This window comes from Phenylobacterium kunshanense (assembly GCF_003254525.1).
In the GTDB taxonomy this organism is placed as follows: domain Bacteria; phylum Pseudomonadota; class Alphaproteobacteria; order Caulobacterales; family Caulobacteraceae; genus Phenylobacterium; species Phenylobacterium kunshanense.
Map to the genome: position 1 here is coordinate 1 of NZ_QFYS01000011.1, position 18,438 is coordinate 18,438.

Here is an 18,438-nt window from a genome sequence, read left to right on the forward strand (position 1 = left end):
CCGTAAGGCTCTGGGGGACACGGCCCCTCCACCGACAGCCCGCCTGGCGCGGCTACGCCAGGCGGGCGTCCCGGAAGACGTCGCCACTGTAGCAGCCAGCCAACAAACAAGGGGGACCGGCCGCCGACCCCGGCCTCGAGCCGGGGGAAGAGCGGCTGGTGGAGGGGGCGGGCCGGGAGCTCGGCGGATTGGACGGCGGGGGCCGGCGCGGCGCCTGGGGCTCGCCCCCTCCACCCCGCGCTCTACGGCCGGCTTCGCCGACCTCGGCCCGCGGTCCCCCTCCCGCCGCTTCGCGGGGGAGGTGAAGGTCGGACTGGTTGGTGGCAACGTCTGCTTTGGGCGTGTGAGGCAAAGGCCCCGTTCGACCCTTCTCGGACGTTGCGTGCACTCGGCCTGCAAACTGTGCTGGTATCGCGGGGCGATGAGGCATGAACGACCGAAATGACTGAACCGGTGCGGACCTATCGAAAGGCGCGTCGTGCTCAGGCTGCCATCGTCGGTGGGCTTGTGACGGGCGTGGTCGCAGCCGTCGCCGGACTTCTCTGGCTAGGATTTCCGTTCAATTTGACTGCCATGATCGATGGCAGGGATGCGCTTGACGCCGGGCACCCGACACCGTTTGGGTGGTGGTCTATCGGGTGGCGTGCAGCACTTGTCGGGCTCGTGGGGCCGGCTCTGACCGCCCGCGGCTACGCATGGTGGCAGCGTGTCCTTAGGCAGGATCGGGCCAGCTAGAACGCCCGCATTCAACCCTTCTGCAACGTCCGGAACGTCCGGTTGCCGGCGATGGTGGTCGAAATCTCGGAAGCGCATGGAGGCGCGCCGGCGCGACGGACTTGATGACCCGGGAAGGGGGCGTTCAGCCTGCTGCCCGGCTGACCTTCTTCGGGACGATCTGGGTCCAGGCTTCGCGGACGAGGGTTTCGAGTTCGGCGTCCTCCAGGGCGGCGAGGTCGACGTAGCTCCAGTGGACGGTGGCGACCTTGCAGGGCTGGAAGACGTCCGGGCGGATCTCGAAGAGGAGGTCCTGGTGGGCGCGGTCGAGCTTGAGGACCGCGCGGTCGTTCCAGACGAGGGCGAAGGTCTTCCTGCCGACGTTGAACCAGGGGGCGCCCTTGTAGGTCACCTCGTGCGCGCCCGGCAGGGCGAGGCTGAGGCGGCGCAGGTCGTCGAGGGTGGCCATGGGCGGAGGCTCCTCCGCCCATGAGGGCGCCGGCGGGCGGGGGCGGTCAACCCCGCGCCCGGGCCTCAGGAGTCGGCGGTGGCGAGGTGGCGGATGGTCTCGGCCTCGTCGCCGAAGACGCGGGCGAAGACGCGGTCGACGTTCTTGAAGTGGTACTCGAGGTCGAAGAGCTGCTCGAGCTCGGCGTCCGAGAGGGTGATCTCGGGGTCGGCCTTCAGGAAGTCGAGGAAGTTCCCCTCGCCGCGCCACACCTTCATGGCGTTGCGCTGGACGGCGGCGTAGCTGGCCTCGCGCGAGAGGCCCTTCTGGGTGAGGCCCAGGAGGACGCGCTGGGAGTGAACCAGGCCGCCGAGGCGGTCGAGGTTCTTGGCCATGTTCTCGGGATAGACCACCAGCCGCTCGACCACGCCGGCGAGGCGGCGGAGGGCGAAGTCGAGGTGGACGCAGGCGTCGGGGCAGATGCCGCGCTCGACCGACGAATGGCTGATGTCGCGCTCGTGCCAGAGGGCGACGTTCTCCATCGCCGGCGTCACCGCCGAGCGGACCAGGCGGGCGAGGCCGGTGAGGTTCTCGGTCAGGATCGGGTTGCGCTTGTGCGGCATGGCCGACGAGCCCTTCTGGCCGACGTCGAACGGCTCCTCGGCCTCCAGCACCTCGGTCCGCTGCAGGTGACGGATCTCGACGGCGAGGCGCTCGATGGAGCTGGCGACGACGGCCAGGGCCGCGAAGTAGGCCGCGTGGCGGTCGCGCGGGATCACCTGGGTCGAGACCGGCTCGACCGCGAGGCCCATCTTGTCGGCCACGTAGGCTTCCACCTCGGGGGCGACGTTGGCGAAGGTGCCGACGGCGCCGGAGATGGCGCAGGTGGCGATCTCGAACTTGGCCATCGCCAGGCGCTCCTTGGCGCGCTGGAACTCGGCGTAGTGGCCGGCGAGCTTGAGGCCGAAGGTGGTGGGCTCGGCGTGGATGCCGTGGCTGCGGCCGACGGTGGGGGTGCGGCGGTGCTCGTAGGCGCGGCGCTTGAGGGCGGCCAGGACCAGGTCGACGTCCTCGATCAGCAGGTCGGTGGCGCGGACGAGCTGGACGGCGAGGGTGGTGTCGTTGACGTCGGAGGACGTCATGCCCTGGTGCAGGAAGCGCGCCTCGGGGCCGACGATCTCGGTGACGTGGGTCAGGAAGGCGATGACGTCGTGCTTCACCTCGCGCTCGATCTCGTCGATGCGGTCGGCGTCCCAGATGGCGTCGCGGCCCTTTTCCCAGATGACCCGCGCAGCCTCCTTCGGGATCACGCCCAGGTCCGCCATGGCGTCGGCGGCGTGGGCCTCGATCTCGAACATGATCTTGAAACGGGTCTGGGGAGCCCAGACGTCGGCGGCTTCCTTGCGGGTGTAGCGGGGGATCATGGGCGGGGGTGTGCCGCCCGCCCTTGCCTCAAGTCAAGGCCTGGAGGGTCCGGCGGCGACGGAAGATAGCGCCGGCGAAGCCGAAGCCGCCGATCATCAGCGCCCAGGCGGACGGTTCGGGGACGGCCGTGGTCTGGTTTCCGCCGGGGACCGGTTCGCGCTCGCCGCCCGGAAGCCCGCCGGGGTTTCCGCCGGGCAGGCCGCCCGGCTCCTCCTCGTCGGGGAAGCCGCCCTGCGGCCCCTCGTTCACGAAGGACGCGAAGACGCCGCCCGCGCCCGGCTTGGGCGGCGGGATCAGTTCGAGGATCAGCTCCAGGTCGCCGTCCTCGGGGTTCCAGGTGAACTCCTGGCCGCCGAAGGTGAGCTGGTCACCGGCGATGCCGCCCATGGTGAAGGAGCCCCAGGTCCCCAGCTCCTGGCCGTTCAGCCGGAAGCTGAGCCGGAAGGTCTTGCTGTCGAGGGCGCCGAGGACGCCGCGCTCCAGGAGGAGCTGGCCGATGGTCATCGGGCCCGCCGCGCCGGCCGCCGACCAGGTCTTCGAGAAGACGCCGTTGTCGTTGAAGCAGGTGGTCTTGCCGCAGCCCTCGGTCCAGCCGGCCGAGAGGATGGTGGCCGCAGACGCGGGGGCCGCCGCCAGGGCGGTCAGGGCCGCCGCCGCGCAGATCGCCTTCAGAGCCGTACGCATGTTTCGCCACCCTTCGATTCCACGGTGAAGCTCGTCGACTCAGGGTGGAATCGCAAGCGCTCGCCCCACTGGAGCGAGCGCTACTCTCCCGTTAGGAGTAAATTAACTATACTTGAGGTGGCGGCGGCCGCGCAGGGCCGAGCCGGCGGCGAAGAAGCCCCCGATCATCAGCGCCCAGGTCCCCGGTTCCGGGATGGCGGCGGCGAACACGCCGCGACCCGGCGAGGGCAGCGGCGCGGGCAGGGGATTGTTGAGGCCGGTGGGGATCGGCGCGCCGCCGAGAACGATGCCGCCGCCCGTGAAGCCGCCGGCTCCGAAGCCGCCACCGCCACCGAACGACGGCGCCCCGGCAAAGCCGCCGCCGCCCCCGAGGCCGCCCCGCTTCGGGACCAGCACCTCGAGGTTCAGCACCAGTTCGCCGCCCGCGCCGTCCCAGTCCAGGGGCTGGCCGCCGATGGTGACCACGTCGCCGCCGAGAACGGCGAGGGTGTAGGCGCCCCAGTTGCCGACGACGGCGCCGTCCTTGGTGGTGAAGGTGATCTTCACGGCGTACTTGCCGAGGTCGCCCAGCATGGCCTTGTCGATGGCCAGGCCCGAGATGCTCATCGGGCCGGAGAAGCTGCGCTGGAAGGTGGTCTTCTCGGTGAAGCAGCCGCCCTTGCCGCAGAGGCTGGCCGCATCGAGGGTGAGGACCGTCGCCGCCTGGGCCGACGTGGACGCCCCGGCCATGGCGGCCGCGGCGGTGATGGCGAGCACTACGCTCTTATGCATGTCAGCCCCACTTACTGAACTAAACCGTGGCCCCCGACACCGCGCTACAGTCTGCGCATTAGGGTTAAGCTGCAAGCAAAAGCTGCATCGAAACCCACATTCTCCCGTTATGCTAGAAAGCAGGGCGGCAGAGGGGCGCCGCCGCCTACAGCTCAGGCGTCAGCGCTCCCTCAACCGACAGGCGACGGAATAGTTCCCGGCGGGATTGATCAGGCTGCCGCGGGAGCGGCCTGAGCGCTCTGCGCCTTCGCCCGGGCCATGTCCTTCGGCAGGGTGATCGCCGCCAGCAGGTAGTGCACGCCGGCCCAGGCGTAGATCAGCAGGTTCGAGACGATGCCGGCGCGGGTGCCCTCGGCCATGGCGGCGGGGCAGGCGGCGGCCAGCTCGGGCGAGGCGCCGGCCGGGGCGAGGCCGCCCTTGCAGACCTCCAGGAAGTCGCCGGCCATGCCCTTGGCGGTGAAGGCGGCGCGGGCGAACTGGTCGATGCACCAGCCGGTGAAGGGCGGGCCGAAGCCCAGGGCGATCAGGTTCAGCACGAAGAACAGCACCGCCACGGCCGTGGCGCGCATGCGGGTGTCCATCACGTTCTGCACCACCCCGAACGTCGGGCCGAGGTAGGTGTAGTGCAGGATGCCGGGGATCAGCAGGACCGCGATGGCGATCTGCCAGGTGTCGCGGGTGTAGGCGTAGATGTAGATCGGCGTCGCCAGGATCAGGCCGATGGCGGGCACCAGGGCGTACCAGCGCGCGCTGCGCTTGCCCGCCCAGTCGGTGAGGACGCCGCCCAGCAGGGTGCCGGCGCCGTTCGACAGGCCGCCCACCAGGCCGATCAGCAGGCCGACCATGCCGAGGCCCAGGCCGAACTCGCGGATGAAGTAGGCCGGGGCGTAGTTGCCCGTGCCGTAGCCGGCGAAGCTGGCCATGGTGATGCCGGCCGCCAGGTGGAACATGCCCCACGAGCCGAACAGGCGCTTGGAGACGGCCAGGATCGAGGGCGGCGGGCCGGCGGCCTCGGCGCCCGGGTTCGGCGCGCCGGCCTCCGAGGCCTCGCGGCCCAGGTCGCCGGGGCGCTCCTCGGCGAGGGCGAGCTGGGAATCGGCCCAGCCGCGCGGCGGCTCCTTGATGAAGACCTTGATGGCGATGGCCACCAGCACGCCGGGCAGGCCCACCACCATGAAGGCCGCCTGCCACGACAGATTCTCGGCGATCCAGCCGCCGGCCATGGCCCCGAACATGGTGCCCAGGGGGATGCCGAACGAATAGATCGAGAGGGCGGTCGCCCGCTTCTTCGGCTCGAAATAGTCGCTGATCAGGCTGTGCGCCGGCGGCGACAGGCCCGCCTCGCCGACGCCCACGCCCACCCGGTAGAGCAGGAGCTGGACGTAGCTGGTCGCCGTGCCGCAGAGGGCGGTGAAGGCCGACCAGATGACGATGGCGATGGCGATGATGTTCACCCGGCTGGTCCGCTCGGCCAGGCGCGCGATCGGGATGCCGAGGGTGGTGTAGAGCAGGGCGAACGACAGCCCGCCCAGCCAGCCGAGCTGCTGGTCGGTGAGGCCGAGGTCGGTTTTGATCGCCTGGCCGATCGTCGAGATGATCGTCCGGTCGATGAAGTTGAAGGTGTAGGCCAGCACCAGCAGCCACAGCACCGTATTGCGGTAGGCGGGGGAGAAGCTGGGCGCCCCGGGCGCGGCGGGCGGAATCTGGGCCTTGTCGGTCACGCGGTCTCGTCTCCCCCGGGCACGCCTCGCCGCCGGAAAGCGGCGGGCGCCGTCGTTGTGGTTGACGCGGACGTTAAGCGGGGGCGCCGGCCTTGGATAGGGGGACGTTGCGGGAGGGGCGGGCCCTCCCGCGCTAGGGTCAGGACGCCGGCCGCGAGACCTTGAGGATTCGCAGGGGGCGCTTCTTCCCGTCGCGGTCGGGCCAGAGGATCGACTGGCCGGCGGTCAGGCCCAGCAGCCCCGCGCCCACGTGGGTCATCACCGAGACCCGGCCGGCGGCGATGTCGGCCTCGCCCGGCCAGACGAGCTGGACGGTGCGCGGCGCGCCATGGGCCTCGTCCAGGAACTCGACGGTGGAGCCCATGGCGACCACGTCGGCCGGCAGCCTGGCGTCGGGCTTCACCCGGGCGCGCTCCAGCTCGTCGAGCAGCAGGGCGGCCACCTCGGGCAGGCGGTCCTCGGCCTGGAGGGCGAGGGCGGTCAGGCGCTCGGCGTCGGTCTCGCCGACGGTGATGGGGGGACGCGCGGTGGCGCGGGCGGCCATGCCGGTCATGGCGGTCTCCTTGTGCGGAAATGGGGATGGCGCGCGCCGGGCGGCGCGGGCGGGTGTGGTGAGTTGAAAGGTGTGGCGCCCCGGACCTGCCGCGGCGCGCGCGTTCAGCCCGGGGCTAGGAGCCTTGCTGGAGCGTGCCGCCGTGGCAGCGGAACCGGCCGAAGGTGGGGCGGGCGAACATGAGCGCCATTGGGCGGGGTGCGGGTGTGAAAGTCAATGTGGGGTGGCGGCGCGGGGACGCCAAGGGGGGGAGACCACGGACCATGAGGACCAGACGGACCATGGGGACGGGGCGTGGGCTCGCGCCTCAGGCGGCCTTGAGGCGCTCGATCTCGCGGGCGAATTCGAAGCGGAGCTGGTTGGCCTCGTCCTCGGGAAGCCAGTTGGCCATCTGGGGGAAGACGGTCTGCCACATGCGGGCGTCGCGGTCGGGCCAGGGCATGGCCTTGGCCTCGCGCGCCAGGGCGAGCAGGTCGTGAAGGCGGCGGCGCACGTCGGCCGGGTCGGGCGCGTAGCTGCGCGCCGGCGGCTGCATCCGGCCCTCGCCGGCGCCGAAGAGGCTGAGCTGGTCGGGCATCGTGCGTGCGAGGCTCCGTCTTCGGTGCAGGTGTTGAGCTTGCCCATATTCTTCCCGCCACGAAAGGCTGTCCCCGGCGCGCGGCGCGGGTAAGTTGTGACCCGTAGAGTCGGGGCCGGGATGAACGCAGCGGACTTCATCGCGAAGTGGCGTGACAGCGAGTTGCGGGAGCGGCAGGGCTCGCAGGAGCATTTCCTGGACCTGTGCCGGCTGCTGGGCGTGCCGACGCCCGCCGACGAAGATCCCAAGGGCGAGCGCTACTGCTTCGAGCGCGGCGCGGAGAAGGTCGGCGGCGGGGACGGCTGGGCCGACGTGTGGCGGCGCGGCTGTTTCGCCTGGGAATACAAGGGCAAGCACAAGGATCTGAACGCGGCGCTGCGGCAGGTGACGGCCTATGCGCGCGACCTGGAGAACCCGCCCTATCTGGTCGTGTCCGACATGGACCGGATCATCGTCCACACCAACTGGACCAACACGGTCCCCAAGACCTACGAGGTCGCCCTCGACGATCTGCTGGAGCCGGCCAAGCGGCACCTGTTGCGGGCGGTGTGGGAGGGCTCGGACGAGCTGAAGCCCCGGATCAGCCCGCAGGAGCTGACCGCCAAGGCCGCCGAGCGGTTCGGGGAGCTGTCGACGCGGCTGCAGGACCGCGGGCACGAGCCGCGGGCCGTGGCGCATTTCCTGAACCAGCTCGTCTTCTGCATGTTCGCCGAGGACGCGGACCTGCTGAAGGATAACCTGTTCACCCGCCTGATCAAGGCGACGGCCACGCGGCCCGAGGCGGCCACGCGCCAGCTTTCCGAGCTGTTCGGCAAGATGGCCCAGCAGGGCGACACCTTCTTCGGCGCCGAGTTCATCCGCTGGTTCAACGGCGGGCTCTATGACGGGGCGGCGGTGCTGCCGCTGGAACGCATCGACCTGGAGCTGATCGGCCGCACGGCCGAGGAGCACGACTGGTCGCAGATCGACCCCTCGGTGTTCGGCACCCTGTTCGAACAAGCCCTCAGCGCCCGTCGCGAGCGCAAGGCCCTGGGGGCGCACTACACCGATCGCGAGAAGATCCTGAAGATCGTGGAGCCGGTGATCGTGCGCCCGCTCCAGGCCGAATGGGCGGCGGCGCTGGAGACCGCGCGGACGGCGATGGCCAAGGCCGAGGCGGCCGACGCGGAGCGAAAAACGCTGCTGGAGGCGGCGGCCGAACAGATGCGGGCCGACCCGCGCGCGGCGCAGGACGCGGAGGCCAAGCGGCGCAAAGCCCTGACGGCCATCGACCGGCGGCGGACGGCGGCGCGGCGCGAGGCGCAGGACGTGGTCGAGGCCTGGCTGGAGCGTCTCGCGAATTTCCGCGTGTTGGACCCGGCCTGCGGCTCGGGCAACTTCCTGTACGTGGCGCTGCACGAGCTGATGGACATCGAGCAGCGGGCCATCGTGGACGCCGAGCGCCTGGGCCTGACCGGCTTCCTGCCGCGCGTCGGGCTGGAGGCGGTGCGCGGGATCGAGCTCGACCGCTACGCCGCCGAGCTGGCGCGGCTGACCCTGTGGATCGGCTACCTGCAATGGGTGCTGAAGAAGGCCGCCAAGCCGCCGCCCGACCCGGTGCTGTCCAACCTCGACCAGATCGAGAACCGCGACGCCCTGCTGAACCCGGACGGGACCGAGGCGGAGTGGCCGGCGGTGGATGTGATCATTGGGAACCCGCCGTTCCTGGGCGGCAAGCGCCTGCGGGACAGCCTGGGGGACGCGGCGGTCGAGCGGCTGTTCGCGGCCTACAAGGGGCGCGTGCCGGCTGAAGCGGACCTGGTCGCTTACTGGGTCGAGAAGGGCTGGCGACAGGTGGAGGCCGGGCGGGCGACGCGCGTCGGGCTGGTGACCACAAACTCGATCCGAGACGGAGCAAGTCGGCGAGTCGTCGATGCAATCCGTGATGCTGAGGCACTGGAAGAGGCCTGGGCGGACGAACCCTGGGCTGTCGATGGGGCCGATGTTCGCGTCTCAATGATTGGCTTTGGCGCGGGTTTTGTCGAACGCCGCCTCAACGGAAAGCTGGCGGAACGCATCAATTCAAACCTTACAAGTACGGCCGTCGACGTAACAAAGGCGGCATCGCTCAGACAGAATGCCGGCGTTGGCTTTATCGGCACTCAGAAGGGCGGCCCGTTTGACGTCGAGGGCGAAACGGCCAGAGCATGGCTAAGCCTGCCACTTAACCCAAACGGACGCCCCAATGGCGACGTGCTGCGGCAATGGAGAAACGGCTCTCACTTGACTGGGCGCTGGGACGATCGCTGGATCATCTTCTTCCCTATTGATTGCTCTCTGGAGGAGGCGGCGCTCTATGAGGCGCCATTTGCCCATGTGAATGAGCATGTCCTTCCGCAGAGAGAGGGCCTGCGACGCGACAATCATCGCCTTCGTTGGTGGATTCATGCTGAACCTCGGCCCGGGATGTGGCGTGCGCTGAGCGGGCGAACGCGCTTCATTGCTACGCCCCGAGTTGCAAAGCACCGCTTCTTCGTATGGTTGCCCGAAGCCGTCGTTCCTGACAGTCGGCTCGTGGCCATCGCCAGGGATGACGACCTTGCTTTCGGAATTTTGACTTCGCGGCTCCACGAAGTCTGGTCCCTTGCGACGTGCTCTTGGCATGGCGTTGGCAATGACCCGACCTACAATGCAGAGAGCTGCCTTTCGACCTTCCCCTTCCCCGAGGGCCTGACCCTCAACATCCCCGCCGCCGACTACGCCGACGACCCGCGCGCCCAGGCCATCGCCGAGGCGGCGCGGAAGCTGAACGAGCTGCGCGAGGCGTGGCTGAACCCGCCGGACCTGACGGTGCGGGTTCCCGAGGTGGTCCCCGGCTATCCCGACCGCATCCTGCCGAAGGACGAGGCGGCGGCGAAGGCGCTGAAGGCCCGCACCCTGACCAACCTCTACAACGAGCGGCCCCGCTGGCTGGCGATGGCGCACGAGGCGCTGGATGCGGCGGTGGCCGCCGCCTACGGCTGGCCCGCCGACCTCTCGGACGACGAGATCCTGGAGCGGCTGTTCGCCCTGAACCAGGAACGGGCCGCGGCGGGGCGGTAGGCGCCTCTCTGTTCGTCCACGAACCACGCGAACCCCACGAACGGGACAGGTCCGCGCGGCGAGGTTCGTGTGGTTGGTGTGGTTCGTGGACGATTGCGCCTGCGGCGCGGGGCGGCGGCGAGGCCCTGGCAGGGGGCTCGCCCCCTCCACCCCCCGCTCTTCGGCCTGCGGCCTCGGCGGGCGGTCCTCCTCCCCCGTGAACGGGGGAGGTGAGGGTCAGCGGTTCGGCTGGGGGCGCCGCCCCCTCCACCACTTCGTGGTCCCCCTCCCCCGCTTCGCAGGGGAGGTTAGGGGCTCACCGGGCCCACATGCCCTTGCCGTCCAGCATGGCGCGGAGCTGGGCGGGGAGGTGGCGGCCGTGGGAGTGGCGGGTGAAGTCGGTGGCCCAGCCGGCCTCGACCATCAGGGTCTCCAGGTCGGCGCCGTCGGCGGTGCGGCAGCGGGCGACGATGCGGCCGTGGGTGCGGCCGCCCTGGTCCTGGCAGGCGATGGGGCCGCGGGTGGCGACGAGGGCGGCGAGGTGGCGGCGGGCGGGCTCGCCGTGGGGCGTCGACATCTCGGGCGCGTCGATGCCGGAGAGGCGCAGGCGGTGGGCGCCGAAGCGCAGGGTGTCGCCGTCGGTGATGCGCGTGGGCCGGCCGCTGATCCGGGCCTCGGGCGTGAGCGGCGTATCGGGGGGCGTGGCCATCATCGCGACTGCGCCGCCGATCAGCAGCGCGGTGAGGACGCCGAGGGTGAGCGGCTGACTGCGGCGGGGAAGCCGTGCCCGCCCAGGCCCCCGGGGGGACCTGGGCGTGGCGGCCGGGAACCGGCGGCGACTCATGCGGCGCAGGGGGCGGGCGGCGCAGGGGGCGGGCGGCGCAGGGGGAGAGCGGGCGGACCGGGCCCCCTTAGCTGACGACGTCCTCGCGGATGGTCTTGCGGGCGCGCCAGAAGCCGAAGAAGGCGACGAGGCCGAAGAGGGTGGAGAGGATCAGCGCCCAGCGGACGCCCTCGCCCGAGGCGGCGGCGCAGGCGGCCTTGGCCTCGCCCACCGCGCCGCGGCAGGTCTGCACGGTCAGGCCGGTGTCCGCGAGGATCATGTTGGCCGACAGGTCCGACACCGCGCCGACCGCCAGCGGGCCGAGACCCAGGCCGATCAGGTTGATGATGAACAGCAGCAGCGCCGCGGTGGTGGCGCGCATGTGCGGCGGCGCCACCGACTGGCCGGTGCCATAGACCGGGCCGTACCAGAGCGTGCCGAGGAAGGCGTTCATGGCCAGCAGGCAGAAGGCGAGCACCGCCGAATCCACCGTCACGGCGATGATGAAGATCGGGATGGTCAGCAGGCTGGCGATGGCGGGCGTCACCATGTAGGCGCGCAGGTCGTTCTTGCCGAAGCGGTCGGCGATGACCCCGCCGGCCATGGCGCCGACGGTGCCGGCGATGCCGCTCATGATGCCGAGGGCCAGGCCCACGAAGCCGCGCGACTGCAGGTCGAAGCCCAGCAGGTCGCCCCAGAAGGCGGCGAGGCGGCCGACCTCCTCGGTGTGGTTGCGGAAGAAGAACGAGGCGGTGAACGGGGCGTGGCCGTAGCCGATGAAGGCCTTCACCGCCGCCGCCATGGCGATGAACCAGAAGGTGGGCTTGGCGGCCAGGTAGCGCACGGTCTCGCTGAAGGTGGCGCTGGCGGCCTGGACCTGGGCCGCGTGGCGGGCGAGGCGGGCGCGCGGCTCCTTCAGGGTGAAGACGGCCAGCAGGGCGAAGATCAGGCCCGGCGCGCCGGCGACGAGGAACGCCGTCCGCCAGCCATAGGCGTCGGCCACGAGGCCGCCCATGATCAGCCCCAGGAGGCCGCCGATCGGCGTGCCCATGGAATAGAAGGCCAGGGCCGAGGCGCGCTTTTCCTTCGGCACGTAGTCGACGATCAGGGAGTGGGCCGGCGGCGTGCAGCCGGCTTCGCCCACGCCGACGCCGACGCGGTAGAGCAGGAGCTGCCAGAAGTTGCCCGCCGTGGCGCAGAGGGCGGTGAAGCCGCTCCATACCGCCACCGACGAGCCGATGATCACCGCACGGTTCTTGCGCTCGGCCAGCCGGGCGATGGGGATGCCGAGGATGGTGTAGAAGATCGCGAACGCCAGGCCGCCGAGCAGGCCCATCTGGGTGTCGGTGAGATGCAGCTCGAGCTTGATGTCCTCGATCAGGATGTTGAGCACCTGGCGGTCGAGGAAATTGATGATGTAGATGCCGAGCAGCAGCCACATGACATAGCTGGTGTAGCCCTTGGAGAAGGGCGGGGCCTCAGCGCCCGCCGCGGGTTCGCGCGCGGCGCCGTCGGACACGGCATCGGTCATGGGGGGCGTGTTCCTCAGTTTATTTTGTCGTTGGTTCCGAACTAGATGGCGCCGCGCGGGCGGCCGCAACACATGAAGTGTTTCAAGTCAGCAGCATGGAGCAGGGCCGATGGAACTGGTGATCGGGACGAAGAAGTGGTCGACGTGGTCCCTGCGGCCCTGGCTGGCGATCAAGCGCTCGGGCCTGCCGTTCACCGAGACCCTGGTGGAGCTGCGCCAGGAGAACAACATGAGCGAGGCCGAGATCCGCGTGCACTCGCCCTCGGGCCTGGTGCCGGTGCTGAAGGACGGCGACCTGGTGATCTGGGACTCGCTGGCGATCTGCGAATACCTGGCCGAGAAGGCGCCGGGGCTGTGGCCCTCGGACCCGGCCCTGCGGGCCCTGGCCCGGTCGGCGGCGGCCGAGATGCACTCGGGCTTCGCCTCGCTGCGCGGGGAGTGTCCGATGGCGCTGGAGTCCGAGCCGCACGTGGCGACGCTGTCCGAGGCGACGCACAAGAACATCCGCCGGATCGTCGAGGGCCTGGGCGGGATCCTGGCGAGGTCGGGCGGGCCGTTCCTGTGCGGCGACTGGTCGATCGCCGACGCCTTCTACACGCCCGTGGCGACGCGCTTCCGCACCTATGGCGTCAAGCTCACCGACTTCGGCGACGACGGGAAAGTGGGCGCCTATTGCCAGCGCCTGCTGGACACGCCGGAGTTCAAGGAATGGGAAGCCGACGCGAAGTGACGCGCAGGCTGGCCGGCCTGCTGCGGGCCGTGAACGTCGGCGGGCGCAAGCTGCTCTCCGCCGACCTGAAGCAGGCGGCCGAGGCGGCGGGGCTCGCGCGGCCGCAGACGCTGCTGGCCAGCGGCAACGTCGTGTTCGAGACCGACCTACCGGCGGCCGAGGCGGCGGCGCGGCTGGAGGCGCGGATCCTTGAGGACCTGGGCCTCGCCGCCGACGTGATGGCCCGCGACCTGGCGGCGCTGGAGGCGGTGATCGCCGCCAACCCCTTTCCCCGCCAGGCGAAGGACGAGCCCAGCCGCCTGATGGCCATGTTCCTCAGCGCAGAGCCGCAGGCCGGCGTCGAGGTCCTGACGGACGCCTGCGCATTCGGCGAGGAGGTGAGGGCCGGGCCGGGCTGCCTCTACGTGTGGTTCCCCGCCGGCGCGGGGACTTCGAAGCTCTCGAACGTGCTGATCGAGCGCCGGCTGAAGGTGCGCGGCACGATGCGCAACTGGAACACGGTGGGGAAGCTGCGGGAGATGGTGGCGGGGTAGGGGCGGGTGAACCTCCGGGCTTCCCGCGCGTAGTGGGCCCACAGCGGAGCTCACGGCGTGTTCGATCTATCCGGTTATCACCTGATCCTGGCGGGCCTGGGCGTGGCGATCGTGCTGGCCTACTGGCTGCCGCGGTTAGTCTCGGGGCGGGAGCCGGCGGCCTCGGCGCTGCTGATCGGGCTGGGCGCGGGACTGTTCGGCTGGATCCCCGATCTGCCGGCGTCGCTGAACCCGGTGACCTCGCCCAAGCCCTGGGAGGTGGTCAGCGAGCTCTGCGTGATCTTCGGCCTGTTCGGCGTTGGCCTGCGCATCGATCGGCTGGCGCCCCTGGCGCAGTGGGGGCCGAGCGCCCGGCTGCTCGCCATCGCCATGCCGCTGACGATCCTGGCGGTGGCGGGGCTGGGCTGGTGGTGGGCCGGGCTTCCCATGGTGGCGGCGCTGCTGCTGGGCTCGGTGCTGGCGCCGACCGACCCGGTCTTGGCGGGCGACGTGCAGGTGGGGCGGCCGACCGAGGGCGGCGAGCATCCCGTGCGCTACACCCTGACCGCCGAGGCCGGGCTGAACGACGGGCTGGCGTTCCCCTTCGTCCACCTGAGCCTGGCGCTGGCCGCGGCGGCGATGCCGCTGGGCGAGTTGATGGGCGAATGGGCGTGGCGGGACGTGGGCTACCGGATCGTGGTCGGCGCGGCCTGCGGCGTCGGCGTCGGGTGGCTGTTGGGCAAGGTGCTGTTCGACGTGCCCCGGGAGAATGCGCTGGCGAAGACCGAGGCCGGGGTCTTCGCCCTGGCCGGGGTGCTGACCGCCTATGGCCTGACCGAACTCGCCGAGGGCTATGGGTTCATCGCGGCGTTCGCGGCGGGGCTGACGCTCAGGCGGAGCGAGAGCCACCATGCGTTCCACGTGCGGCTGCACAACTTCTCGGAGACGATCGAGCACGCGCTGACCGCCGTGCTGCTGATCGGCCTGGGGGCGGCGCTGCCGGCGATCCTGCCGGCGCTGACCTGGACGGGCGCGGCGGTGGGCCTGGCGCTGGTTCTGCTGGTGCGGCCGCTGAGCGGCTGGGTCTCGCTGGCGGGCACGCGGCTGAGCGGGCGCGAGCGGGCGGTGGTCGCGGCGTACGGCGTGCGGGGGGTGGGATCGATCTACTACCTGGCCTATGCCGGGAGCCATGCGGCGCTGCCGGGCGAGGCGGAGCTGTGGGCGATCGTCGCCTTCACGATCCTGGTCTCCACGGTGCTGCACGGCTTCTCCGCGGCCCTGGCCGTGGAGCGGGCCACAGGCGAGCCGCAGTCCGGCTAGGACTCGGACGGCGCGAACGGAATGGGGGTCGTGTCGCGGGTGTCGCCGCCGTCTACCCGCTGCAGCTGGGCGAGCCCGGCGGCCGTGATGTCCCAGCCCTGACGGCTGCGGACGGCGAGGCCGAGCTCGGTGAGCTGGCGCGCGTTGGCGATGTTGACGAAGGCGGTGAGGGCCCCGGCGCTCTTGTGGGACAGGTTGCGCAGGGCCGAGAGCTGGCCCTCGCTCAGAAGGTTGATGTCCATGCGCCGACGCTCCTTTGGTCTTCAGAAGACGGTGGTCGAGACGCCCCAGAGGCGCCGGTTGATCTGGTCGGCCAGGTCGCGCGCCTCGGCCTCGGAGATCTCGCTCCGAAGATCGAGCGTGAACAGCGAGTTGCTGTAGGACGAAACGGTCCCGCTGGACGGCTCGAAGGCCAGGTAGGGCGCGCCGTCTGCGCGGATCTGGACGGTGCAGCGGTGCTGCTGTTCGGGGGTCATTAGAGGCTACTCCTGTCACTGCCGGCGGCCCGACGTCCGAGCCGCTCGATGAGGTCATCCGCCTCGATCCAGCTCATGCCCGACTGCTCGGCCCCGCAAAGCGTGACCGGCTGGCCGGTCCAGCGATCGAAGACAGTCCAGCCGCGCAGGTCGCGGCGGGTGTCGTATTGTGTGGTCATGGTTAGGCGCTCCGGCCGTTTCCATCATTGGGGAGGGCGGCCCACGAGGAGCCGCCCACCGCGGGGGCCCTTAGGCCGCCTGCAGCTGACCCGCCGACATCTTGCCGCTCTTGCGGTCACGCTCGAGCTCGAAGCTGAGCTTCTGGCCTTCCGCCAGCGAGGACATGCCGGCGCGTTCGACCGCCGAGATGTGCACGAAGACGTCATTGCCGCCGTCTTCAGGTTGAATGAAGCCGAAGCCCTTTTGGCCGTTGAACCACTTCACGGTGCCGTTTTGCATATTCGTCCCTTTCGGACATGAGTTCTCGCGCCCGAGATGGGCATTGAGATCAAAATTTCGGAGAGGGTCGATGTCGAATCCGCGGCTAAAACTTGTGATTTCGGCCGGAAAAGAAGGCGAGCCAAAGCGATATTTGACCAGGAATAGATACGGCAAATATTCTGTGTGGGCAAGGTAATATTTTCAAAAATCTTGCAATATGGCCCCTTCGTCGTGCTACTAAAGCTTCATGCGCATGGTTCTTGAGCGGACGGTCCTGACCGTCACACGACACGAAGGCGTCTGGTGCGTCGAGCACGACGGCGACGCCTTCGGGCATTCCCGGGACAAGGAAATCGCCAAGGCGGCCGCCAACCGGCGCGCCCGCGAAGTGCAGGACGGAGGCCGTCCCTGCGAGGTGCGGATTTCCGGCGAGCACGGATTCTGGGCCTCTTGATGATGGCCAAGGTCGCTTCCAAGCCCACGGGTTCGCCCGACTCCCGCTTCCGCAGTCAGATCGAGGCGGCCATCGCCGAGGGGATCGCCCCCGAGGACATGACCCTGCGTCTGACGCTGCGGGATGTGACGCTGCTGTCGCGCGACCGCAGCACGCCGGTGGCCGACATCAGCTATGCGGGGGGCGAGATGCGCTTCCTGGGCGTGCGGGTCGAGAAGGGCGGCGTCGACGTCAGCTCGCTCGTCCGCGGCGAGGCCTGATCCGGCGCCCCGCGGGGCGCGTACGGCGGCGTCCGGTCCCGAAACCGCGGAGCCGCCCATCGGGTTAAGCGGCTCCGCAGACCGTCGCGTGGGGCGACGGCGGCTCCGGGGGGCAGATCACGCCTCCACGAAGCCAGTTCGAGGCGCCATCCACATTGAGAGCTAGAGCCGGAGCGCTCGCGGCGCACCCGGCGCGCGACGAACGCCGACGGGTCTGCGACGGACGCCTTTGCGGGCTTAGGGCGGACCCGGGCTCAGGCCGGGCCCGGACGGTTCAGGCTTTCCGAGGCAACTGCGCCACGCCGACCTCCAGCTCGCGCTGGGCCACCTCGGCGGCGTCGCGCACCAGGGCCTCGGCGGAGAGCTCGGTCTGTTCGATCTGCAGGGACATGAAGACGCCGTCCAGAAGCTGGAGCACGAGCCGGCTGATGCGGCGGACGAGCGCCTGCGCGGCCGCGGGCTCATAAGCCCCCAGGTCGAGGAGCAGGGCCTGCTCCAGGGAGTCGCGCCACATCCGCCGCACCGCGACCGCCGCCTCGCGGATCCGCGGGTCGCTGGCCTGGTGCTCGCTGGCCACCACCATCAGGAGGCGCAGGAATTCGGGGCCGTCCTCGAAGCCGGCGGCCGTCGCGCGGATGGCCTCGCCGAGGCCGGACAGGGGCAGCCGCAGATCGTTGGCCGCCGGCTGGTGGCGATGCTTCCACTCCTCCGCCGCCGCCGTCAGCGCCTCGGCGAACAGAGTCTCCTTGGAGTCGAAGGCCCAGTAGATGGAGCCGGCCAGGACGCCGGCCCGCTTGGCGATCTTGGAGATCGAGGCGGCGGTGTAGCCCTGCTCGGCGAACAGCTCGCGGGCCGCGGCGAGGATGCGCGCGCGGGTGTTGACCTGGTCAGCCTCGTCGGGCGCGGCCTTGGCCATGCGGGTTCCTCGATCGCCTCCGCTCCAGATGCCGCGATTCAGGGCTGGAACTCGACCGGATTGACCAGTCGGCCGACGCCTTCGATCTCGATCGCCATCGGCCGGCGCGCCTGGGCCAGGTCCCACTGGGTCAGCGCCCGGTACCGGCCGCCCTCGGCCGGCCGCATGGCGGTGCCGCAGTGGAGGATGTCGCCCGGCTCCAGGGTCATGTAGTCCGAGGCGTGGGCGATGATCCGCTCCACCGGGAACGTCAGGTTGGCGGTGGAGTCCTCGAACACCAGCTCCTCGCCGTCATAGGAGTGGATCGCCAGCCGGTTGGGGTCGGCGATCTCGTCGGCGGTGACGATCCAGGGGCCGATCGGACCGAAGGTGTCGGTCCCCTTCGAGAGCGCGTGATAGGTGAGGTAGATCGACCGGGCGTCCTCCGCGTCGCGCACGCGCCGCCAGCTCATCAGATCGCGATAGCCGCCCCCGGCCGCGGGCGGGGTGACCAGCTCGATGCTGTCGCGCTCCTTGAGGCCCGGCGAGGTGATGTCGTTGATGATCGTGTAGCCGAAGACGTGCTCCAGGGCCCGGGCCTCCGGGATCGCCTTGCCGCGCCGGCCGATGATGACGGCCAGCTCGGGCTCCGGGTGGGTGAGGCCATAGTCGCCGCGCACGACCACGGGCGCGCCGTGGCCGGTGAGCGAGGTGGCGGGTTTCAGGAAGAAGGCCGGCTCGGCGAACGGCCGGTACGCCACCTGCTGGCCCATGCGGTTGTTGATCGCCACGCCGACGACCTTGCCCGGCCTGGAGACCGGCGGGCGCCAGGTCACCGTCTCCGGGTCGAGGGCGGGTGCGCCGTCCGCGCGGGCCGCCAGGGCGGCCAGGTCGACCCGCCCTTCGCCGGAGGCTTCGATCAGGTCCTCCAGGCTGGCCGGCGCCTCCGCGCCGAGGAGGGCCCTCAGGTCGACGATCCGTCCGTCGGCGCGGACCAGGCCGTAGGATCGGCGGCCGCCCGCCTCGAAGCTGCAGAACCTCAT

The 18,438-nt window shown here is 70.5% G+C and carries 21 protein-coding genes; 6 read left to right on the forward strand and 15 right to left on the reverse strand.

The features are described 5' to 3' along the window. Nucleotides 1–859: 859 nt before the first annotated feature. The 7 genes from DJ019_RS18645 to DJ019_RS18675 all read right to left on the reverse strand — a co-directional run bounded on the left by DJ019_RS18645 (nucleotide 860) and on the right by DJ019_RS18675 (nucleotide 6,893). Nucleotides 860–1,183 carry an MmcQ/YjbR family DNA-binding protein gene (locus DJ019_RS18645; RefSeq protein WP_111277895.1) on the reverse strand — a complete coding sequence of 108 codons (324 nt, stop codon included), beginning with the start codon at nucleotides 1,181–1,183 and terminating at the stop codon, nucleotides 860–862. A gap of 65 nt (nucleotides 1,184–1,248) precedes the next feature. Next, nucleotides 1,249–2,586 carry an adenylosuccinate lyase gene (purB, locus tag DJ019_RS18650; RefSeq protein WP_111277897.1) on the reverse strand — a complete coding sequence of 446 codons (1,338 nt, stop codon included), beginning with the start codon at nucleotides 2,584–2,586 and terminating at the stop codon, nucleotides 1,249–1,251. A gap of 28 nt (nucleotides 2,587–2,614) precedes the next feature. Next, nucleotides 2,615–3,271, reverse strand: a complete 657-nt coding sequence (locus DJ019_RS21275; protein ID WP_205854208.1) for a PEPxxWA-CTERM sorting domain-containing protein — start codon at nucleotides 3,269–3,271, stop codon at nucleotides 2,615–2,617. A gap of 102 nt (nucleotides 3,272–3,373) precedes the next feature. Further along, nucleotides 3,374–4,042, reverse strand: coding sequence for a PEPxxWA-CTERM sorting domain-containing protein (locus tag DJ019_RS21055; RefSeq protein WP_165844077.1), 669 nt, complete (start codon nucleotides 4,040–4,042; stop codon nucleotides 3,374–3,376). Nucleotides 4,043–4,251: 209 nt separating this feature from the next. Beyond that, on the reverse strand, nucleotides 4,252–5,763 hold the full coding sequence (locus tag DJ019_RS18665; protein ID WP_165844078.1) for a spinster family MFS transporter: 1,512 nt from the start codon (nucleotides 5,761–5,763) through the stop codon (nucleotides 4,252–4,254). Nucleotides 5,764–5,902: 139 nt separating this feature from the next. Continuing rightward, entirely contained in the window at nucleotides 5,903–6,316 is a 414-nt protein-coding gene (gene rnk, locus DJ019_RS18670; RefSeq protein WP_111277899.1) for a nucleoside diphosphate kinase regulator, read from the reverse strand. Between the two features lie 307 nt (nucleotides 6,317–6,623). After that, nucleotides 6,624–6,893 carry a hypothetical protein gene (locus DJ019_RS18675; RefSeq protein WP_111277901.1) on the reverse strand — a complete coding sequence of 90 codons (270 nt, stop codon included), beginning with the start codon at nucleotides 6,891–6,893 and terminating at the stop codon, nucleotides 6,624–6,626. A gap of 120 nt (nucleotides 6,894–7,013) precedes the next feature. On the opposite strand from DJ019_RS18675, the gene DJ019_RS18680 reads away from it, so the two are divergent. Beyond that, complete coding sequence (locus tag DJ019_RS18680; protein ID WP_111277903.1) at nucleotides 7,014–9,974, forward strand: class I SAM-dependent DNA methyltransferase; 2,961 nt, start codon at nucleotides 7,014–7,016, stop codon at nucleotides 9,972–9,974. A gap of 295 nt (nucleotides 9,975–10,269) precedes the next feature. Here the strand turns inward: DJ019_RS18680 and DJ019_RS18685 are convergent, their stop codons facing one another. Then, nucleotides 10,270–10,665 carry a thermonuclease family protein gene (locus DJ019_RS18685; protein WP_165844079.1) on the reverse strand — a complete coding sequence of 132 codons (396 nt, stop codon included), beginning with the start codon at nucleotides 10,663–10,665 and terminating at the stop codon, nucleotides 10,270–10,272. Nucleotides 10,666–10,864: 199 nt separating this feature from the next. After that, complete coding sequence (locus DJ019_RS18690) at nucleotides 10,865–12,307, reverse strand: spinster family MFS transporter (RefSeq protein WP_111277907.1); 1,443 nt, start codon at nucleotides 12,305–12,307, stop codon at nucleotides 10,865–10,867. Between the two features lie 109 nt (nucleotides 12,308–12,416). On the opposite strand from DJ019_RS18690, the gene DJ019_RS18695 reads away from it, so the two are divergent. The 3 genes from DJ019_RS18695 to DJ019_RS18705 are packed head-to-tail and all read left to right on the forward strand — an operon-like array spanning nucleotide 12,417 to nucleotide 14,869. Then, nucleotides 12,417–13,037: a glutathione S-transferase family protein gene (locus tag DJ019_RS18695; RefSeq protein WP_111277909.1), complete on the forward strand. Its 621-nt coding sequence runs from the start codon at nucleotides 12,417–12,419 to the stop codon at nucleotides 13,035–13,037. Further along, nucleotides 13,016–13,570: a DUF1697 domain-containing protein gene (locus DJ019_RS18700; RefSeq protein WP_240606542.1), complete on the forward strand. Its 555-nt coding sequence runs from the start codon at nucleotides 13,016–13,018 to the stop codon at nucleotides 13,568–13,570. Before DJ019_RS18695 ends, DJ019_RS18700 begins: the two co-directional genes overlap by 22 nt. Nucleotides 13,571–13,627: 57 nt before the next feature. Then, nucleotides 13,628–14,869 (forward strand): cation:proton antiporter, encoded by a 1,242-nt coding sequence (locus DJ019_RS18705; RefSeq protein WP_111277911.1) that lies wholly within the window; start codon nucleotides 13,628–13,630, stop codon nucleotides 14,867–14,869. On the opposite strand, the gene DJ019_RS18710 is transcribed toward DJ019_RS18705, so the two are convergent. The 4 genes from DJ019_RS18710 to DJ019_RS18725 form a co-directional block, all read right to left on the reverse strand. After that, on the reverse strand, nucleotides 14,866–15,111 hold the full coding sequence (locus DJ019_RS18710) for a hypothetical protein (protein WP_111277913.1): 246 nt from the start codon (nucleotides 15,109–15,111) through the stop codon (nucleotides 14,866–14,868). The genes DJ019_RS18705 and DJ019_RS18710 overlap by 4 nt on opposite strands. Before the next feature lie 21 nt (nucleotides 15,112–15,132). Next, complete coding sequence (locus DJ019_RS18715) at nucleotides 15,133–15,345, reverse strand: hypothetical protein (protein ID WP_111277915.1); 213 nt, start codon at nucleotides 15,343–15,345, stop codon at nucleotides 15,133–15,135. Further along, complete coding sequence (locus DJ019_RS18720; protein ID WP_111277917.1) at nucleotides 15,345–15,524, reverse strand: hypothetical protein; 180 nt, start codon at nucleotides 15,522–15,524, stop codon at nucleotides 15,345–15,347. Before DJ019_RS18720 ends, DJ019_RS18715 begins: the two co-directional genes overlap by 1 nt. A 70-nt stretch (nucleotides 15,525–15,594) precedes the next feature. After that, on the reverse strand, nucleotides 15,595–15,804 hold the full coding sequence (locus DJ019_RS18725) for a cold-shock protein (RefSeq protein ID WP_111277919.1): 210 nt from the start codon (nucleotides 15,802–15,804) through the stop codon (nucleotides 15,595–15,597). A 229-nt stretch (nucleotides 15,805–16,033) separates the two neighbouring features. Here DJ019_RS18725 and DJ019_RS18730 point away from each other — a divergent pair, with 229 nt between their 5' ends. Together DJ019_RS18730 and DJ019_RS18735 are read left to right on the forward strand one after the other, a co-directional pair. Then, complete coding sequence (locus tag DJ019_RS18730; protein WP_240606543.1) at nucleotides 16,034–16,240, forward strand: hypothetical protein; 207 nt, start codon at nucleotides 16,034–16,036, stop codon at nucleotides 16,238–16,240. Then, on the forward strand, nucleotides 16,240–16,500 hold the full coding sequence (locus tag DJ019_RS18735; protein WP_111277920.1) for a hypothetical protein: 261 nt from the start codon (nucleotides 16,240–16,242) through the stop codon (nucleotides 16,498–16,500). Before DJ019_RS18730 ends, DJ019_RS18735 begins: the two co-directional genes overlap by 1 nt. A 274-nt stretch (nucleotides 16,501–16,774) precedes the next feature. Here DJ019_RS18735 and DJ019_RS18740 read toward each other — a convergent pair whose 3' ends face one another. Further along, a complete protein-coding gene (locus DJ019_RS18740; RefSeq protein ID WP_111277922.1) occupies nucleotides 16,775–17,416 on the reverse strand; it encodes a TetR/AcrR family transcriptional regulator in 642 nt (213 codons plus the stop codon). 38 nt (nucleotides 17,417–17,454) lie between these two features. Continuing rightward, entirely contained in the window at nucleotides 17,455–18,438 is a 984-nt protein-coding gene (locus tag DJ019_RS18745; protein ID WP_111277924.1) for a fumarylacetoacetate hydrolase family protein, read from the reverse strand.

What these genes read in the sequence shown, in the direction of transcription:
- purB (WP_111277897.1), bottom strand. Translation starts at nt 2,586, where the DNA reads ATGATCCCCCGCTACACCCGCAAGGAAGCCGCCGACGTCTGGGCTCCC.
- DJ019_RS18715 (WP_111277915.1), bottom strand. Translation starts at nt 15,345, where the DNA reads ATGACCCCCGAACAGCAGCACCGCTGCACCGTCCAGATCCGCGCAGAC.
- DJ019_RS18730 (WP_240606543.1), top strand. Translation starts at nt 16,034, where the DNA reads ATGCGCATGGTTCTTGAGCGGACGGTCCTGACCGTCACACGACACGAA.
- DJ019_RS18710 (WP_111277913.1), bottom strand. Translation starts at nt 15,111, where the DNA reads ATGGACATCAACCTTCTGAGCGAGGGCCAGCTCTCGGCCCTGCGCAAC.
- DJ019_RS18645 (WP_111277895.1), bottom strand. Translation starts at nt 1,183, where the DNA reads ATGGCCACCCTCGACGACCTGCGCCGCCTCAGCCTCGCCCTGCCGGGC.
- DJ019_RS18695 (WP_111277909.1), top strand. Translation starts at nt 12,417, where the DNA reads ATGGAACTGGTGATCGGGACGAAGAAGTGGTCGACGTGGTCCCTGCGG.
- DJ019_RS18720 (WP_111277917.1), bottom strand. Translation starts at nt 15,524, where the DNA reads ATGACCACACAATACGACACCCGCCGCGACCTGCGCGGCTGGACTGTC.
- DJ019_RS21055 (WP_165844077.1), bottom strand. Translation starts at nt 4,042, where the DNA reads ATGCATAAGAGCGTAGTGCTCGCCATCACCGCCGCGGCCGCCATGGCC.
- DJ019_RS21275 (WP_205854208.1), bottom strand. Translation starts at nt 3,271, where the DNA reads ATGCGTACGGCTCTGAAGGCGATCTGCGCGGCGGCGGCCCTGACCGCC.
- rnk (WP_111277899.1), bottom strand. Translation starts at nt 6,316, where the DNA reads ATGACCGGCATGGCCGCCCGCGCCACCGCGCGTCCCCCCATCACCGTC.
- DJ019_RS18735 (WP_111277920.1), top strand. Translation starts at nt 16,240, where the DNA reads ATGATGGCCAAGGTCGCTTCCAAGCCCACGGGTTCGCCCGACTCCCGC.
- DJ019_RS18745 (WP_111277924.1), bottom strand. Translation starts at nt 18,438, where the DNA reads ATGAGGTTCTGCAGCTTCGAGGCGGGCGGCCGCCGATCCTACGGCCTG.
- DJ019_RS18685 (WP_165844079.1), bottom strand. Translation starts at nt 10,665, where the DNA reads ATGATGGCCACGCCCCCCGATACGCCGCTCACGCCCGAGGCCCGGATC.
- DJ019_RS18675 (WP_111277901.1), bottom strand. Translation starts at nt 6,893, where the DNA reads ATGCCCGACCAGCTCAGCCTCTTCGGCGCCGGCGAGGGCCGGATGCAG.
- DJ019_RS18740 (WP_111277922.1), bottom strand. Translation starts at nt 17,416, where the DNA reads ATGGCCAAGGCCGCGCCCGACGAGGCTGACCAGGTCAACACCCGCGCG.
- DJ019_RS18700 (WP_240606542.1), top strand. Translation starts at nt 13,016, where the DNA reads ATGGGAAGCCGACGCGAAGTGACGCGCAGGCTGGCCGGCCTGCTGCGG.
- DJ019_RS18690 (WP_111277907.1), bottom strand. Translation starts at nt 12,307, where the DNA reads ATGACCGATGCCGTGTCCGACGGCGCCGCGCGCGAACCCGCGGCGGGC.
- DJ019_RS18725 (WP_111277919.1), bottom strand. Translation starts at nt 15,804, where the DNA reads ATGCAAAACGGCACCGTGAAGTGGTTCAACGGCCAAAAGGGCTTCGGC.
- DJ019_RS18680 (WP_111277903.1), top strand. Translation starts at nt 7,014, where the DNA reads ATGAACGCAGCGGACTTCATCGCGAAGTGGCGTGACAGCGAGTTGCGG.